This is a genomic window from Fluoribacter dumoffii NY 23, from assembly GCF_000236165.1.
Classification (GTDB): domain Bacteria; phylum Pseudomonadota; class Gammaproteobacteria; order Legionellales; family Legionellaceae; genus Legionella; species Legionella dumoffii.
This window is the reverse complement of the sequence record NZ_CM001373.1, coordinates 3,427,016-3,442,609: the sequence shown is the minus strand read 5'-3', so window position 1 is coordinate 3,442,609 and position 15,594 is coordinate 3,427,016. Positions and strand designations below refer to the sequence as shown.

The following is a 15,594-nucleotide window of genomic DNA, read 5'->3' as shown; positions in this document are numbered from 1 at the left end:
TATCGGCCAAGCATATTGAAATGTGCTTTTGCAAATGGCGATGTCTGGTTTCATCTTCTTATTGTTTAGCTAAATTTTTAAAACCAGCTGGCAATATAGATAAATTATTGCTCTAATTGATTTAATTAAAGACAATCTCAGTGCTTCAGTGGTTGGCTGTTCCATTACTCTCTTAGGGCCGTTAACTAGGAATTAATAAGCGTGCCATTTCTAAATTTCTTGAATGCTTCCCATCAATTTCTCTTTCATGGTTAAAGCAACTCCCGTGTTCTATAAAATGATGAAAGAAAATTTCTTAATTATTTTAGAAACACTCCAATTAGAGTAGTGCTTCATGAATTTTATTTAAAAACTTGACTGAGTGTTAAATTTAATGACACAATGGTTTTGCCTATGATATTTCTGTTTTCTAAAATGCAACAAACACGCTTACAACAAATGATGATGATGCGCTGCCTGGACACTGTTGTCGAGGTTGGGCGGAGTTATTTGTAAACAGCGCTAACAAACTAATCCTCTCCAATACCAGTGTCCAGGTTTCGCGACACTCACTCTAAATCCTAAAGCGCTCAAATTGAAATTTGGTGGTAGAAATTTAATTTAATATTTTTGCTGCTGAATTTAACCCCAACCTACATCCATAAATCAATTGGATTAATTTGGGGCAAATGAGGCAATTATCATGAGTCCTAACATAGAAGACATTCAGTCAAAAATTTTTAACGTAGAGTTTGTATTAAAATCTTATATTCAACGTCATGTCAAAGGAGTCACACCTAAATATACTTACGCTGGGGAGGTAGGTATAAATCCAGCTTTTCAACGTATTGAGGATGTTGATAGTTTCCTTAGGTCTAATGAAAAACGTATATTTGCTTTGCGCAGTGATTTTGTTCTGGCGACTGGAGTGAAAAACGCTGAACAGAAACATGGTTATCATGGGCTAAAAGAAACCTTTGAAGAATCACAATACTCTTATTTAAATTGGAGCGATCGATACGGCCATCCTTCTCTTGCTATAGCAGATAATAATTACGATGGTACTGTTCTGTATGCTGGATTTATTTGTCAACGTGACGGATACCTGGAGGTTTTTTTATCTTCGGGAAGATATAATCGTTGTAATCGAATTAACGAGGGAATCTTACCACTAACCGAAGAACAGATTTATGTTGTTGAGTCCTATTTAACATTAAAATTTCAAAAAGCGTATGGAGTTCAGAAGGTTGTATTTTATGATACAACTCCAGAAGAGGATGATGTTGATTCATCTTTATTCTTTACAAATACGTCCTACCCTATAAGCAAAAAACCTAGGGCATATACACCATCATCAATCGGTAAAGCGGTTAAACTTTCACATGCTGATTCATGTTATGTAAAGGCCCAAAACTATATTAAACAAAATATTCCTTCGATTAAACCAAAATACAGCTATCCAGGTGAAGACTGCATGAATCCGGCGTATCAAGATATTACCAGTATTCAGTATCCCCTACTTCCACAAGAAAAGCGAATTTGGGCTTTACGAAGCGATTTTATTCTGGCAACTGGTGTAAAGAATGCTTATGAGAAAGAATATGGATACACTGGTTTTAGGGAAAGTTTTAGAGAATCACTTTATCCATTTATAAATTGGAAGGATCGCTATGGACATCCATCACTCACACTACCTGAAGGCAAGTATGACGGCTCTGCATTTTATGCAGGTTATATTTGTCAACGAGAAGGTTATTTGCAAGTTTACCTTGTATCGGGACGATTTGAGCGCACGGATTTGAATGAGGAGCAAACTCGTATTTTGGAAGCCTATATCGCAGCTCAATTTCAGACTGCTTATGGCGAGCAAGATATTGTTTTTGATTATGGAAACTCAGAGATTCCAAGCTATCATGCTACATTTTTTAGCGGAGGAAAATTTGCCAAAACTAATCCTCAACGACGTTACAATCAATCATTGATAAGGGATATTTTACAGAATATCCCTGTGGCGCCAGATGATGAAGATATATTGAAGGAGAACAAAAAATTTTCAGTTTAAGAAAATTGTATGGGCTTGGAAGCCTTTTTTATCGCATTTTCCATAGAAAAATAAAACTACTGTTTGAAGCAGGCGTCATTAATGGGGTCAGGCCTTGAATTACAACCAGGCTACGCTTGCTAGATTTTATATCCTTTCATTGGATTATTTAGCAAGTTAAATACCTAGCATCTTATTTAAAGATTGCTTTTGTAAAGAGGAATACCATTCTATTCTTTATGTGTATGCCTGTGATGAATATCTGGATAATGATGATGGGTATGAGTCAATTTTTCGTGCTGATGAGGGTGTGAGTGAGGTTCTTGCCCATCCCAAGGGATTTCATGTGTATGTTGATGGTGCTGATCATGATAATGCGAATGGCTATGATGTAATGGCTCATGAGTGTGAACATGAGTATGCCTCTCAGTGAGATGTATCCAAACTCCAATACCCATTAAGACAGCAGCTATCCAGAATAATCCCGATGTAGGCTCTTGAAAAAACAATATGGCAATGCCTGCGCCCATGAATGGTGCGGTGGAAAAATAAGCTCCGGTTCTTGCTGTTCCAAGTCCGCGTAGGGCAAGAACGAAAAGAACAAGACTGATGCCGTATCCAAGAAAACCTAGAATCATTGTATAGGTAATATTAGTCCATAGGGGAAATCTTAATCCTATTAAGAACGCTAGGCTAATGTTTACGATTCCCGCTACAAATCCTTTACTTCCAGCAATAAAGAGCGCATCAGAAGATGAAATTTTTCGGGTGAGATTATTGTCAATTGCCCAACACAAGCAAGCAACAGCAATACTTGCAACACCCAGCCAGTTTTGTGGGCCTATTTCTTGTGGCCACGATAATAAAACTCCACCTGCTACAATAAGTAACATCCCTAAAATAATGCGCTTATCTGTGCTTTCTTTAAAGAAAATCCATGCAAGAACGGCAGTTAATACTGCCTCAAGATTAAGAAGCAGAGATGATGTGGACGCTAGTGTATGAGCAAGACCAATCATTAATGCGGTCGGAGCAATCATGCCACCAAATGCAATAGCTGCCAGTAACCACAGCCATTCAAATTTTGATAAGTCAGGGCTATTCCAACCACGATCTTTTATTAGGCGAACAAATCCTAAACCTATGCCACTACCCAAATAGAGAAAACCCGCGAGGATTAAAGGTGAGCTATTTCCAACTAATTGTTTAGCAAATGGGGTACTGCCGCCAAACAAAAGTGCGGCTCCAAGAGCGGCTACTGTAGCTCGTGAAAAATGAAATTTAAGCATAGTTCTCTATTTAGTAATAACATTAATGATAGTTTAGATGTTTTTTAATAAAAGAATTAAAGTGCACAATGGAGTCAGGCCTTGAATTGTGAATTTTAATTGAAGATGGATGAATTTATTGACGCTTAAAATGGAATGAATAAAAACAGGTCAAGGAAAAGATAATTAATAGTTCAACATGGCAAGGTCGCTCGAATAGAGTTTCCAGGAGCGTATCTACATTTCAGAGGAAGATAGAAATATATTTTTAAACACATTAAAATGATGATGAGTTTTAAAACCTTTCATCTACCGCAACCTGCCTTGCAGGGATTAATCTACGTCATTCGTTGAGAAAAATAAACTGCACATGGTTTCCAGAAAAATACTATTGGCTTATTTCTTTTTAGTAAGCGTGCAAATTAAGCTTTCTTCAGTTGGTAAAGCTCCAATATCATCAAATTCGTTAGATTTAAACTTAATATTTAGCCGATCATTTTCTAATGAAAATATTAATTTTTCTAGAATGACATTGATTCCATTCTTAACTTCAGAACCTACTTTATCAATAACAATTCGCTTCACAATTATTTTTGTATGACTCTTATTCCAATACACAAAAGTGGTTTCCTGGCTATTATAATCGCTGTCATCTGAAGATTTACTCTCGAGTGTGCCAATCTTAAATTTTCTATCATAAATTGAGAAAAATTCTAAATCATTTTTGATAGAGAATTGTGCTTTTCCTGCGTTGCATTCTCCAATCCACATCCCAGAAAAGTTTGTATAATCTATTGGAAATTCATTGGTTTTGAAATTATCAGATCGTAACATTTTCTTTGGGCTAATAAAGTCACTGGGGAGGGCGTTGGCTAATGGTGAGATAGAGTAAATTGTTAAAAATAGTATAGAAAGTGTTTGTAATATCACGTTTAATCTAATTTTCATACAGACCTACCTCAATCCAGTTTGGCCAAATTCTAACCAAAATACTTGGGAATGTCTAGTTAGAAATGTCTTACAGGGTCGTGCATTCAGATCGTGCCCCTCACTATGCCAGTTTTAAATACAGCCGCTTATTCAAGAGTCATGTACGTGTCGGCAGCATGAACAAGAGAGACGAGCGTTGGAACAATGGTGTTGGAGAAAGCCTCTTTGGTAGTTTTAACCAAGAGCGCGTTTTAAAGTGCATTAATGGGTAAGGCCTTGAATTGTGAATTTCAATTGAATTATATGCTGGTAATTACTTTTTATCTTGGATTGACGAGTGCCTCTAAATATCAAAACTCTTTGGACTTTATTTCCATTTTGGAAAAAATTAATTTCTAAAATTACTCCTTCTCAGATTAGATTACTTAAATACAATTTACTCACTAAAAAAGCAAGCATAGGGACAGTAAATGCTCTGATTAGGCCTTTTATCGGGTTGCTAAAGAATTTACTTTTAATAAAGAATTAACCGGAATATTTGATGACGGGATTAAGTGTCACTACAAAAGCAGATATTGATAAACTTTTAAAACAGTATCAACTCTTACTTGACGAGGCAGAAGAGATAAAATTTATCAATAAGAGTTTAAATAAGTCTTATCAAAATTTTTACATAGGTTACCTCAATTATTATGATGATTTAAAAAAAACTGATGTAATCAATGAGAAAGAAGGTCAGAAACGAAAAAAAGAGCTTGAACAGATTTGTACTTTTTTGCAAAAAATGAATCGATTAGCACGCAATTATGAAACAATGTCAGACATGAAAGAATTAAAACTTCAGGTTAATAATCTTTTCACGGAAGAAGTAAGAAAACTTCCAGAAAAAATTGCTTATTATTCTTTAGTATGTTTATTGAGTTTTATCTATGTTGCTTCAGCAATTCTAGCAGTAACTTTACTCACTGGCGCGTTTACAACCCCAATCCCTGCCGTCATTTTTGGTCTTACAGTCGGTACACCGCTAGGTGTCACGGCAGCTTGCATGAGGGCCCAAGCTGACGCATTTGGTAAAACTTATAATTTTTTTCGCTCCTATGATCCAAAACCAATAAAAAATGCAGTTGATTTTATGCATACGGCTGAATGTACCTGGGCTCACCGCTTTGAGGAAGATTATAATAATAAAACTGCGTGCTTATTACAGGTGAAATGAATAAAGAAATAGCGGCTCTGTTGTAAAAAAGATTCAATTGACAATTTCTTAAGTTTTGGCTTAACGACATTACCAACTCACTCAATTATTAAATATCCGTAAGATCCATAATTCACTTTAAAATTGCGCTAAAGCCAAGTAGGTGCTAAATTTTAATTGGTTACTCCATCAATAAATGGAATTGATGACCTAAGAGAGGACGGTACGTGTAACATTTTTCGCAAGAGAAAAATGATAAGCGGATTCTTTGGGTCTTTCAAGCGTTTAGCCATTTATGACGAACAACTATTGGACATAGATGTTATTTAATCAAGGAGAATAAAATGAAGAAAAAGATAATTCCTCTGGCAGCCTCAATTTTACTTGTGAATTTTGCCTATGCGAGTGATGATGCAGCGAATGCAATGAATAATAATTCTGAGGCATCCAAAGCGGAGGTGCACACACACATCACCGATTTTGAACTTATTAGTGAAGGCTCATCTTCCGATTGCGATAAATTCTTTGGCCAAGCTCTAAAAGAAAAAAACTTTACTTGGAAAAAAGGACAACAGACAATTTTACCCGGCGGTCATTCCATTAGTAATAAAGAACGCATCATGAAACATTACTCAGACCATGATCAAGTTTTAGTGCGACACAAAGTAATGTTTAATGGTGAAACAGCTGATGTCATTGTTGGATTCTCAAAAAGTAAAGCCAATAAAGATGGAGCTGCAAGCGGTCTTATGATGGTAATCAATTGGGTTGACGCCCAAGGAAAGCCCGAAGATAGAGCGTGTTACTTTTCATTTAAAGAAAAAATAGAAAAATAAACAAGACATGATGTGGATGCATTAAATTGTTGAGAGAGAGTTCACTCGTCAATCAATATTTTCAATGAGGTTTTGCATGAAAAAAATTGGTGCTATTGAGCGTGTAAATTCTCTCACTTCAGAAAAGTTTCACTCCCAGTATGTTTTACGGAATAATCCTGTGATTATCCAAGATGCAGTCACTTTCTGGCGAGGATATCAATTATGGTCTCTCGATTATTTAGTCAAAACAATTGGTGATATTAAGGTTCGTTATTATATTTCCCAATCAAATTTGCACCCGGATCTTAGCTTTATCAAGGCAGATAAACTGGATCAAAAAGTATTTTTTAACGAAGGAACGCTAGCACAATTTATTGCTCTACTCAAGAAGGCAAAAAATGTGTTTCTTGCTGGCGACGAGCTATCGTTTTTTGATAAAAAAAAATACAATCAGAAATTAAATATTTTAGAGCAAGACTTTGAAATTCCGAAATTAATTGATAGAAATACACTTCACAGCGGCGGATTATGGATTTCTCCTAAAAATATTGTCTCGTGGTTACATTATGATCAAAATGGTTGTCATAATTTGAATGCTCAAATTAAGGGTTCCAAAGACATTCTTTTATTTCCTCCGCGTAATTTACAAAACTATTATCTGAATTCAGGCAGTGGAAATAAAATAGCAAACTTCAGCCAAGTAAATATTTTAGATCCCGACTACCTTCGGTTTCCTTTATTCGGTCAGGCTGCCTATTTAGAAGGCAGGCTGAATGAGGGAGATATTTTATTCATTCCTGCCTATTGGTTACACAGTTTCAAACATCTTGGCGACATCAATATTAATTTAAATTTCTGGTGGGGGTGAATACCATAAACCCATCTCGCTGATTTATTTTTAACCAGCAAAAATTCAAATGATTGCAGACAAAAAATTTATTACCAGATGAACTTAAATCCCTACTTTTTGGCTCGTAAAAGGAGATAACTCGATACAGAAATGAACAATAGATATTAAAGGACGCTCTTACCCTCTTAAACACATCGAATTTAAAAAGACACTAAAAGAGAAATTATTTTAACGAATATTTACAGTAAGAGAGCGAATTTTAAAATTTTTTCCAATACCGAAAAAATTTTTTATTTACTCTCTAACCTGTAAAATAGGGATTAACTATCGAGACAACCAAAACCAACAGCTCTACCTTCTTCTTGAGCGGTTATTTGAGTTGAATCCGCACCAGCAATTGAAACCTCATCTAATTCAACAAATTCAATTTCTGTGGTGTTTTGAAGTTCATCGAGTATTTCGTCTTTCATGTTACCCTCCCAAGTGCATTTTGCTTAAAGCTTTAGATAAGCTTTTCCCTTTTTATTTTAGTATAATTTACGAAAATTGCTGCAGCAATAGCTGATATAAAAATTAATATAATTGGAAATTCTATTATTATCATTTAAATAGATATCTCTATTTTTTTTAGCTATATTCAAATAAAGTCAAAGGAGGATTTCATTTGAGTTCCCTCACATTTTTTCAACTTGGTACTATTCTATTTGAAATTATTAAAAAACCGGGTACAAATTTTTTTGATTTAGCCCCGATTTTCAGCAATTTAACCAGAGCAGATATCATTTCTCTGATTAATCACTTTTTAATAGAAATAACTAGTAATGATAAAATTACTGATGAAAATAAAATATATCTTTATCAGCAACCTGGCTTACACTTGTTAATGCGCTTTACTCACCGTAAATCATCTTCCAACTCCTTTTCTGCCAGTGAAGTAGATGCTATTGTGATGAATTTATCAGATGTTGAGTTAAAAGTACCCTTATACCAGTGTAATTTACAACCAGATCATTTATATGAGAAACCCAATGCGCTTAAACGAGAAGAGGAGTTAATGCTCCCTTCATACCAGCCTGTTTGCTTACCTGCATTTGCCTCAATTCCTGACTTTTACAATGCGTCACACAATGCCCCTTTGCTTGTTGCACATTCAGATAAAAAAGCAAGAACCACTTGGGTTTTTAATCGGGATACACTAGATCCTATTCGGCGGGTTAGTGCTGATGTTCGGGCATCAAGGATTAGATTAATTTTGGAATTATTTCAAGCCATGCAAGTGGTTAAGGGAATCAAACCTCTTTTAAAAGAACTGATTTTATCCGATTATGATGCCAACGTTCGATGGGAAGCGTTGAAGTACTACCATAAAATTAATGGTAAGAGTGCTTTACCTTTATTGCGACAGATTGCGAACGAGGATAAGGATCCTGAAATAAAGAGAGCATTACAAAAAACATTAGCCTTAATGGGGGAATAAGCATGACGGAAACATTTTACCCTAATGTAGAAAAACCCATTTCATTAGAGGCATTTATTCAATTTATTGATAATAATCCAATGATTGAGGCACTGAAGTCCTCAGAATACAAACCGGAATACTTAGAAACAATTGCGCAGAAATTTGCGCAACTTGCTCTAAATAAAACTTTTTTAGCGAAACAACTAGCTAATGAATTAAAAAACTTTAGAACGTTTCAACCCGATAATCAATTCAAGCCATCAACGATTATAATCCATAGAGGCACTCAGTATGTGATAAGAGCAGTAATTTGGATGCCGGTATCTGAGCGTTATCAAGCCAGGATTTTTTCATACTTCGAACCACATGATCATAACTTTGATTTTTTTACGGCAAACTACTTTGGGCCGGGTTATAAGACACGCATTTATCATTATGACTATGAGCAAGTAAAAGGGATACCAGGTGAAGAAATCAATTTAGAATTTATTGAGGAATGTTACTTAACCCAGGATAAGGTTATGTATTATTATGGTAGCCGTGATGCTCATATTCAATATCCTCCAGAATCGATAACGGTTTCACTGAATCTCATTCTGCCCAAAACACATCCAGCCAAACGTCGCCAATATGAATTCGAATTACTCGAAAAAAATGGGAAAGCCAAAATAATTTTGGGTAACCTTGATCGCTTAGCTCAAATGCGCACCCTAATTGATACAGCAATTAAATTGGGGGATAGCAACAGTATTGAGCTCATTCGCAAAATTGCGAGGACACATTCCAATGAACAAATGAGGGCAATAGCATGGCGGGCAATATTGGCCCATCATCCGGATAAATCTTCTCCTGATTTAGCTTTAGCACTTGAAGACAAGAGTGAATATGTTAAAGCGTCTCTTGCTGAATGGATTAAGAACTAAGTCGCGCCCACCATTATCTCTCGAGGAAAGCTTTGAGTGCCTGGATAGTTAACAACATAATGTACAAGTTGTGCCAGTTCCCTGGGAGGAATGGTATTTTGTTGAGGAGCATCTAAAATGGTGAGCTGTCCTGGAGCAATGGTACATACTCTTACCCCTTGCGTTCTAACTTCCTCAAATAATGATCCTGAAAAGCCGAAAATTCCATGTTTTGTAGCACAATAAGTAGAAGCTCCCGGGATATATTCCCGTCCTGCAGTAGATGCAATATTTATAATCATACCTTGTTTTCCAGCTACTAAATAAGGTAGAGCTAGTCGAGTGATCATAATCAAAGAGACAAGATTTATTTGAATCGTATCTTTTATAACTGAAAACGGTATATCAATAAAATCTCCAAAATTAAAACAGGCTGCATTATTGATCAGGACATCAATGCCTTTAAAATGCTGAACTATCTCTTGAATGATTGATTCAGCTGCCTCAGGAAAAGAGAGATCATGAGCAATCGTGATCACTTCACTTTGATCCACTGACTGTGCCAACTCATCTAAACGCTGTTGATTTCTACCATGCAGTGCTATTTTGTTATTGGGGGTATTGAGAAGTTTTACTATTTCCCTGCCAAGCCTACCCGTGGAGCCAGTTAATAAAATATTCATCATAACTTCCTATTAAAAATTAGCCTATGTGTGAACAGATTTCTAATGCACCTCATTACCTCATCAATACCGTCAATAAACAAAAGGAATAAAACGAAAGGGGACACGTTTGGCATATTCAATGTAAGGGTCTGAAAACTCTTCTACCAGAGCTTTCTCTTCCAGCCTGGAGCGTATGATCAGGAGGATGCTCAAAAAAAATGTAAACAACAAACCATACCAAGAGCCTAGTAATAGGGGTATGCCAATAAAATAGAGTATAGAGCCAGAGTACATGGGATGACGCACATAGCGATACGGGCCTGTAGTTACGATTTTATGTTCTCGCGCTTTTTGAATTTTTACTACAGGAGAGGCATAAGAATTTTCTCTAAATACCAAATAAAAAATATAAAATCCTGTAATGATTAAAATAGCTGCTACAACTTTGACAAAAACAGGTACTAAATTTCCCTGAGAATAAGCCACATCAAAGGCAACAAAGGGCAGCCAGGTTATTTGCAGGATTGAGAAGAGTATCATCACTACTTTGTCCCATTTTTTTTGCCCTCGTTGAATTACAAAGGATCGTCTTTCTTTTAATAACTCCGGATCATATTTCGCCAACCAACAAGCAATTGATACTTCAAAGCTTCCCTGAAGAAAAAGGAAGATCCATGCGCTTGGCCAATTAAGGGTGCCTATAGGTAAGAAAAGAAATAACGCCATAATCAATAACGTTATCAATGTACGATTAATTAATTTCAGTATCACAACGAAATATCCCTAATTTCAATTTTCATTTGAAGCATACTTTACCTGCTCATCATAGCACTAATACTTTAAACGAGGTATTTACACAGAGGCAACGTCCCTTAAATTTTAGGAGCACAGATTTGAATAAAGATCGTTTTCAAAGAGTCTCAGTTACCAAAAATCTAAAGAATACAGCGATCAGCTCATTTTGTCTTTATTCATAAAAGACAGCGAGTTAGGGAGTAATTCTTGATAATTAGTAGAATTATAAAACAACATTACATATAAAAGTCAAAGGACAAGATCTGACCATCTTGTTTTGGTCGAAATTAGATTAAATATGCTATATTGGTGCGAATTTTTTAGAAAGGAAAATAAATGCCTTATTACTATGAAAAAAATGGTCAAATCTATTCAACACAATCCATCGACGAATTGATTTATAATTCATTCCCCACTCATGTACAATCACCGGAAAAAATAGCTCATTATAAGGCGGTTGCCCCAGTTATTTTTTCCCCAGAATATAAGGGAGCTTGTTCCGTTACGACTGAAGAGTTTAATTTAGGCCAAGATTTTATAGATTTTATAGCAAATCATAAATTAACTTCCGCAACCAAGTATAATGGAGTTGATCTTTTGTATCTCTTGTCCTTAAGTCATGATACCGCATTGCGTACTGGTGTTTGGACGTTAGGTTCTCAGTCCCATTTAAAAGCGACTCAAATTATCAGTAACCTATTAAACTTAGAGACTGCCGTTCGCGTACCTCTTATGAAAGAATCCATAGCGGCATGGAAGGAGTTGTTTCTGGATGCTCAAATTGAATTACACATCCAAGACACAGGAGCTAGCCCGGATAGTACCCGAAGTATGTTGAGTCAGTTGTCTTTATATTCCTCTGCAAAAAATGATAAAAAGAATGGTCAGTCTCAGAGTGACCTGACACGATTAGAGATGGAACAGGAACAATTGCATTTGCTGGAAATGGCTTATTATAAAAGAAAGCAGGAAAAGAAAGAAATAGAATCCTACAGCTATGAAGATGATGAATATCAAGTCTCGCAACCGCAGTATTCCTACAATTAATAATTGTATTGGAGAAATTTCGATTAGGAGCGAGATAGGCTGGGCTGAAAAGCCCTGCAGATGATATTGATGAATAGACCAAGACTTAATGTTTTTTGTTAATAATCAATTTATAGGTAGTGTACAAGATTGGGTCCGAGCTTTTATGCCCAGCCTAAGTTTACTTAGCCTAAACCGGGAGATTGTCTCATTTAACTTTCCTGAATAACACATAGCCAATTTTAAATTATGTGCTTGTCATTGCGTTTTGCGATACACTTATTGCCAAAAAGATATATTGGTAATTTATGTTGGAAAATTGGGATAGTCAGATCATCTTAACCGCTCAATCATATGCTGGTGAAGGATGTAGACGTTTAATTTATTTTCATCCCCATAACAAAGATTTTCTCATCAAAATATCAAAATTTACTCAAGAACAATATCGTAATAATCAAAAAATTTCTTATCGAAACAATTATCGCTATTTTAAGTACCTCACCAGAGAAATTGCGGAGTATGCCCGGTTACGCTTATGTGTGTCTTCTTCTCCCCATATTATCCAAAAAATTATAGGTTTTGTTGATACTAATTTAGGTATGGGCTTAGTGGTCAAAACTGAGAAAGATAAAGAAGGAGCGCTTGCACCAACCCTTGAGTATTTAATCAATAATAATTTATGGAATGATCAAGTCGGGCAGGATTTTGAGTTTTTTTTGCGGCAATTAAGTCAAACTGATATCTGCGTTTCAGATCTAACCTTGCAAAATATAGTGTACGCTTATAATTTCGGACAAGGATATTACTTCGTTCTAATTGACGGAACGGAAGATAATTGCTTTATTCCCTTACGTTTTTATAATAAATTTTGCAGAACAGTCCATCGTAAACAAAAGATTAAAAACCTACGTGCCCAAATTCATTCCCTTCTTGAAAAACAAAGTCTTTACTCGCTGCAACAACAATCATAGTCTGGTTGCTGGTAACCAGGATTATTCGAAATATGGAAAATTATCAGATGCATATCGTTAGAGAACTTCCAGGAGCAGATGCAGACTATTCAACTAAATTCGCCAGTTAAAAACTATTTTCTTACAAAAGTTATTATCCTTGGAGGAGCCCATATTAGAAAATCAATTTTTATGTTTAAAATAGCCTGCCAAAGTAAAATTTGGAGCTTTCGTCAACTGAATCTACTACAGAGTGGTACCGAAAACTCATTTATATTCAAATAGTCTTTAGATAAATCTTTTTAAGAGAGTATTGTCATCATCTACAGCATCCAATACTTCAGTGGCTTGCCTTGCTGCATTGCTACCTGTTTGAGCAACCATACTGGCTGATTTTATGTCAAGATAGCTTCCTATTTGTTCTGCTAATTCATAAGGTAGTTCGTTTTTGTGTGCAAATAATCCTCTTACAGATGCCTTGGAATATAATTGTTGATTTAGTAATAGACTCTCTTTTATTTCTGCAAGAGAATTTTTTTGGAGACTAGCATTCCCCGGAAATAACTCACGTAAGGTGGGTAAGTTTTCTTCAGTTACTATATAGTCAATTCGCGATTTATCTGTAAAATAAAAAAATAATTTTTTTGTATCCATGGGATTATCATTGATTAAATCCTTTAAAGTGGTTAACTCGCTGATATTTAGAGGAGTCTTTCCGTTTTGTACGGATTTAATATCTTCCTTCATAAGATTGAAAAGAACTTCAAATAATTCCCTTTTCTCACGTGGCGCCAACGTTGACACTAACTCTGGGGATATATGTACTTCGAATGTATAACCAATAGGGGGACTACTAAAATCATGGCCATTTAATATGTTGACTAGATTAATTATCTCATCATCATATGTATCAATGGCGCTTAAACTGCGATCCCCAAAAGCAAGGGGTAACTTTTCAAAAGACATAATATTTCCTCTCTAAGGTGTGTTACAAAGTAAAGCGATATAAAAAAATACCGAATGTACTTATTTTATACATATTCATATCCCAAGAGAATGCATTCATTTTGAAACTACTTTTTTCCAAAAAAGAAAAGAATAAGAGAGAGCGCAGATTAAAAATTACTGAAACAGGAAATGCTAAAGTGCAACAGTACCTAAATTGCTTCTTAAATTATCGAAGCTAAAGGCCAACCAACAGCCCTTTATTCAGGCATGCACACTTGCCGAAAACTCCATTTAAAATCAGAATCTTAAGTATCTTAATACTTTATAAATTTAGTCAGAGTTGGGCAATCTAAATTTGACCAGTTTAAAATAGTTATAATTAAATCAACCCCATAAATTTAAAAAATATGGGGTACCATTATTATTTAAACTCGGCAGTTGTTAGGTAGTTTTCTATAAAAGCCTCATGGTCTTTTATCTCTTTTATAAATTTACTGCCTTCTGTACTGATGATTTCCCACGCACGCTTTACGGCAGGAGTGACTGCTTCTTGTATCCTTTCCTTTAATTCCTCGAGACGACCATTTTTTTCATAGGCATATTGAACTAGAGCAAAAGGGAATAAGCGGTTGGTGACAGCTGCGCCTTCGGATTTGTATTTTTCTATTAAGGGGCTTGTCTGCTCTAGTTCCTGGCAATGGTCTACTGTATATCGCATCATTAATAACACCATGATTCTATAGACAAAAGCTTCAAGTGAATAAGCAGGTTTTTGGGGAGGGAGGGCTACAAAATCACTTACACTCATTAAGAGAGGGTGACTCATTGAGCTGGCTTGGGGATTTAACTGTAACGATACAGTAGGATGGTTGTTTTTAAATTCTTTCTTTACGAGCCTAACCACACTTTCAATTAAGGGGGCACCTTTCTTTGGCCATACAAGATCCCTTATTTCGGGGATAAATTTCCCCTCTAATTCTTTAATTAACTCCGAAGCAATGGGATGATTACTTTGCCAATCAAGGACAATACCATACTCCCAAAATAATTTGGGTGGCTTTATTTTAAAAGAGGCTGCCATTTCTTCATGTTTAAAAAACTGTACGGAAAGCACTTATTTCTCCTTATTTAATTGCTTGGATTTTGTCTGAAAATTCAGGTTTTTAGGCTAGGAAGATAAGATATTTTTTACATTAAAGAAAGAAAAAATGGGCTAGAATGTCTATAGCCATTTACGGATGTAAGAAAATCTCAGGTCTGTTGCTTCTATCTTCAATAGGATAATTATTCTATTATTTGTTTTATTTGAATTGTTGTCTTATGAGCAAATATAGAACAAAATTTAAAACGATAAACACCCAAATCGTAACTCCGCTAGACGAACTAATTAATGAATTGGAATATAGGGAACAACAGGAGTTCGAACAACCAGAATCCGAACATTCAGGACAGCCCGACCATCTAGAAGGATTAGGGCAATTAAGCAACAACCAACACAGCATTTTTTATAGGTTAAATCATGCTGAAACATTAAATAATGGGGTACTTATCGCCATGCTGTCAGGCATGCTTCTCTTTACGTTATCCCTTTGTTCCCAAGATAATAAGTACGCTTTAACCGGATTAGCGATTGCATTAGCCGCTTTCTTTTTAAGGGCTATCATTGAGCTCATAGGAGACGCCATGGAAAATAATAAGGGCAGCTATATCTATCAATCACACTATAGGAGTTAAGATAACTAAGGCAGAAAGCCAGTGGTTGTTTGCC

General features: G+C 35.6%; 16 protein-coding genes. 9 read left to right on the top strand and 7 right to left on the bottom strand.

Features of this window, described 5'->3' with window-relative positions; all coding sequences use genetic code 11:
• Window positions 1-682 precede the first annotated feature (682 nt).
• Entirely contained in the window at window positions 683-2,041 is a 1,359-nt protein-coding gene (locus tag KYQ_RS15730) for a hypothetical protein (protein ID WP_010655085.1), read from the top strand.
• A gap of 209 nt (window positions 2,042-2,250) precedes the next feature.
• Here the strand turns inward: KYQ_RS15730 and KYQ_RS15725 are convergent, their stop codons facing one another.
• Together KYQ_RS15725 and KYQ_RS15720 are read right to left on the bottom strand one after the other, a co-directional pair.
• Complete coding sequence (locus KYQ_RS15725) at window positions 2,251-3,309, bottom strand: DMT family transporter (protein ID WP_010655084.1); 1,059 nt, start codon at window positions 3,307-3,309, stop codon at window positions 2,251-2,253.
• A 375-nt stretch (window positions 3,310-3,684) separates the two neighbouring features.
• Window positions 3,685-4,236: a hypothetical protein gene (locus tag KYQ_RS15720; protein ID WP_010655083.1), complete on the bottom strand. Its 552-nt coding sequence runs from the start codon at window positions 4,234-4,236 to the stop codon at window positions 3,685-3,687.
• Window positions 4,237-4,759: 523 nt separating this feature from the next.
• Between KYQ_RS15720 and KYQ_RS15710 the strand changes: the two genes are divergently transcribed.
• The 3 genes from KYQ_RS15710 (at window position 4,760) to KYQ_RS15700 (ending at window position 7,099) form a co-directional block, all read left to right on the top strand.
• The gene (locus tag KYQ_RS15710; protein ID WP_019350269.1) at window positions 4,760-5,434 is read left to right on the top strand and encodes a hypothetical protein; all 675 of its coding nucleotides are present in this window, start codon (window positions 4,760-4,762) and stop codon (window positions 5,432-5,434) included.
• Between the two features lie 323 nt (window positions 5,435-5,757).
• The gene (locus tag KYQ_RS15705; RefSeq protein ID WP_010655081.1) at window positions 5,758-6,249 is read left to right on the top strand and encodes a hypothetical protein; all 492 of its coding nucleotides are present in this window, start codon (window positions 5,758-5,760) and stop codon (window positions 6,247-6,249) included.
• A gap of 76 nt (window positions 6,250-6,325) precedes the next feature.
• The gene (locus KYQ_RS15700; RefSeq protein WP_010655080.1) at window positions 6,326-7,099 is read left to right on the top strand and encodes a cupin-like domain-containing protein; all 774 of its coding nucleotides are present in this window, start codon (window positions 6,326-6,328) and stop codon (window positions 7,097-7,099) included.
• Window positions 7,100-7,401: 302 nt separating this feature from the next.
• On the opposite strand, the gene KYQ_RS19365 is transcribed toward KYQ_RS15700, so the two are convergent.
• Window positions 7,402-7,551 (bottom strand): hypothetical protein, encoded by a 150-nt coding sequence (locus KYQ_RS19365; protein WP_019350268.1) that lies wholly within the window; start codon window positions 7,549-7,551, stop codon window positions 7,402-7,404.
• Window positions 7,552-7,745: 194 nt separating this feature from the next.
• Here KYQ_RS19365 and KYQ_RS15690 point away from each other — a divergent pair, with 194 nt between their 5' ends.
• Together KYQ_RS15690 and KYQ_RS15685 are read left to right on the top strand one after the other, a co-directional pair.
• Window positions 7,746-8,558 (top strand): HEAT repeat domain-containing protein, encoded by an 813-nt coding sequence (locus tag KYQ_RS15690; RefSeq protein WP_010655079.1) that lies wholly within the window; start codon window positions 7,746-7,748, stop codon window positions 8,556-8,558.
• Window positions 8,559-8,560: 2 nt separating this feature from the next.
• The gene (locus tag KYQ_RS15685) at window positions 8,561-9,463 is read left to right on the top strand and encodes a HEAT repeat domain-containing protein (RefSeq protein WP_010655078.1); all 903 of its coding nucleotides are present in this window, start codon (window positions 8,561-8,563) and stop codon (window positions 9,461-9,463) included.
• Here the strand turns inward: KYQ_RS15685 and KYQ_RS15680 are convergent.
• Together KYQ_RS15680 and KYQ_RS15675 are read right to left on the bottom strand one after the other, a co-directional pair.
• On the bottom strand, window positions 9,460-10,128 hold the full coding sequence (locus KYQ_RS15680) for an SDR family NAD(P)-dependent oxidoreductase (protein ID WP_231294576.1): 669 nt from the start codon (window positions 10,126-10,128) through the stop codon (window positions 9,460-9,462). The genes KYQ_RS15685 and KYQ_RS15680 overlap by 4 nt on opposite strands.
• A 69-nt stretch (window positions 10,129-10,197) precedes the next feature.
• The gene (locus KYQ_RS15675) at window positions 10,198-10,878 is read right to left on the bottom strand and encodes a methyltransferase family protein (RefSeq protein WP_010655076.1); all 681 of its coding nucleotides are present in this window, start codon (window positions 10,876-10,878) and stop codon (window positions 10,198-10,200) included.
• Window positions 10,879-11,238: 360 nt separating this feature from the next.
• Between KYQ_RS15675 and KYQ_RS15670 the strand changes: the two genes are divergently transcribed.
• A complete protein-coding gene (locus KYQ_RS15670; protein WP_010655075.1) occupies window positions 11,239-11,949 on the top strand; it encodes a hypothetical protein in 711 nt (236 codons plus the stop codon).
• 287 nt (window positions 11,950-12,236) lie between these two features.
• Window positions 12,237-12,899, top strand: coding sequence for a YrbL family protein (locus tag KYQ_RS15665; RefSeq protein WP_010655074.1), 663 nt, complete (start codon window positions 12,237-12,239; stop codon window positions 12,897-12,899).
• Window positions 12,900-13,166: 267 nt separating this feature from the next.
• Here the strand turns inward: KYQ_RS15665 and KYQ_RS15655 are convergent, their stop codons facing one another.
• Both KYQ_RS15655 and KYQ_RS15650 read right to left on the bottom strand, forming a co-directional pair.
• Entirely contained in the window at window positions 13,167-13,844 is a 678-nt protein-coding gene (locus KYQ_RS15655) for an F-box protein (protein WP_010655072.1), read from the bottom strand.
• Window positions 13,845-14,247: 403 nt separating this feature from the next.
• Window positions 14,248-14,940 (bottom strand): hypothetical protein, encoded by a 693-nt coding sequence (locus tag KYQ_RS15650; protein ID WP_010655071.1) that lies wholly within the window; start codon window positions 14,938-14,940, stop codon window positions 14,248-14,250.
• Window positions 14,941-15,146: 206 nt separating this feature from the next.
• On the opposite strand from KYQ_RS15650, the gene KYQ_RS15645 reads away from it, so the two are divergent.
• Window positions 15,147-15,560, top strand: a complete 414-nt coding sequence (locus KYQ_RS15645; RefSeq protein ID WP_010655070.1) for a hypothetical protein — start codon at window positions 15,147-15,149, stop codon at window positions 15,558-15,560.
• Window positions 15,561-15,594 lie beyond the last annotated feature (34 nt).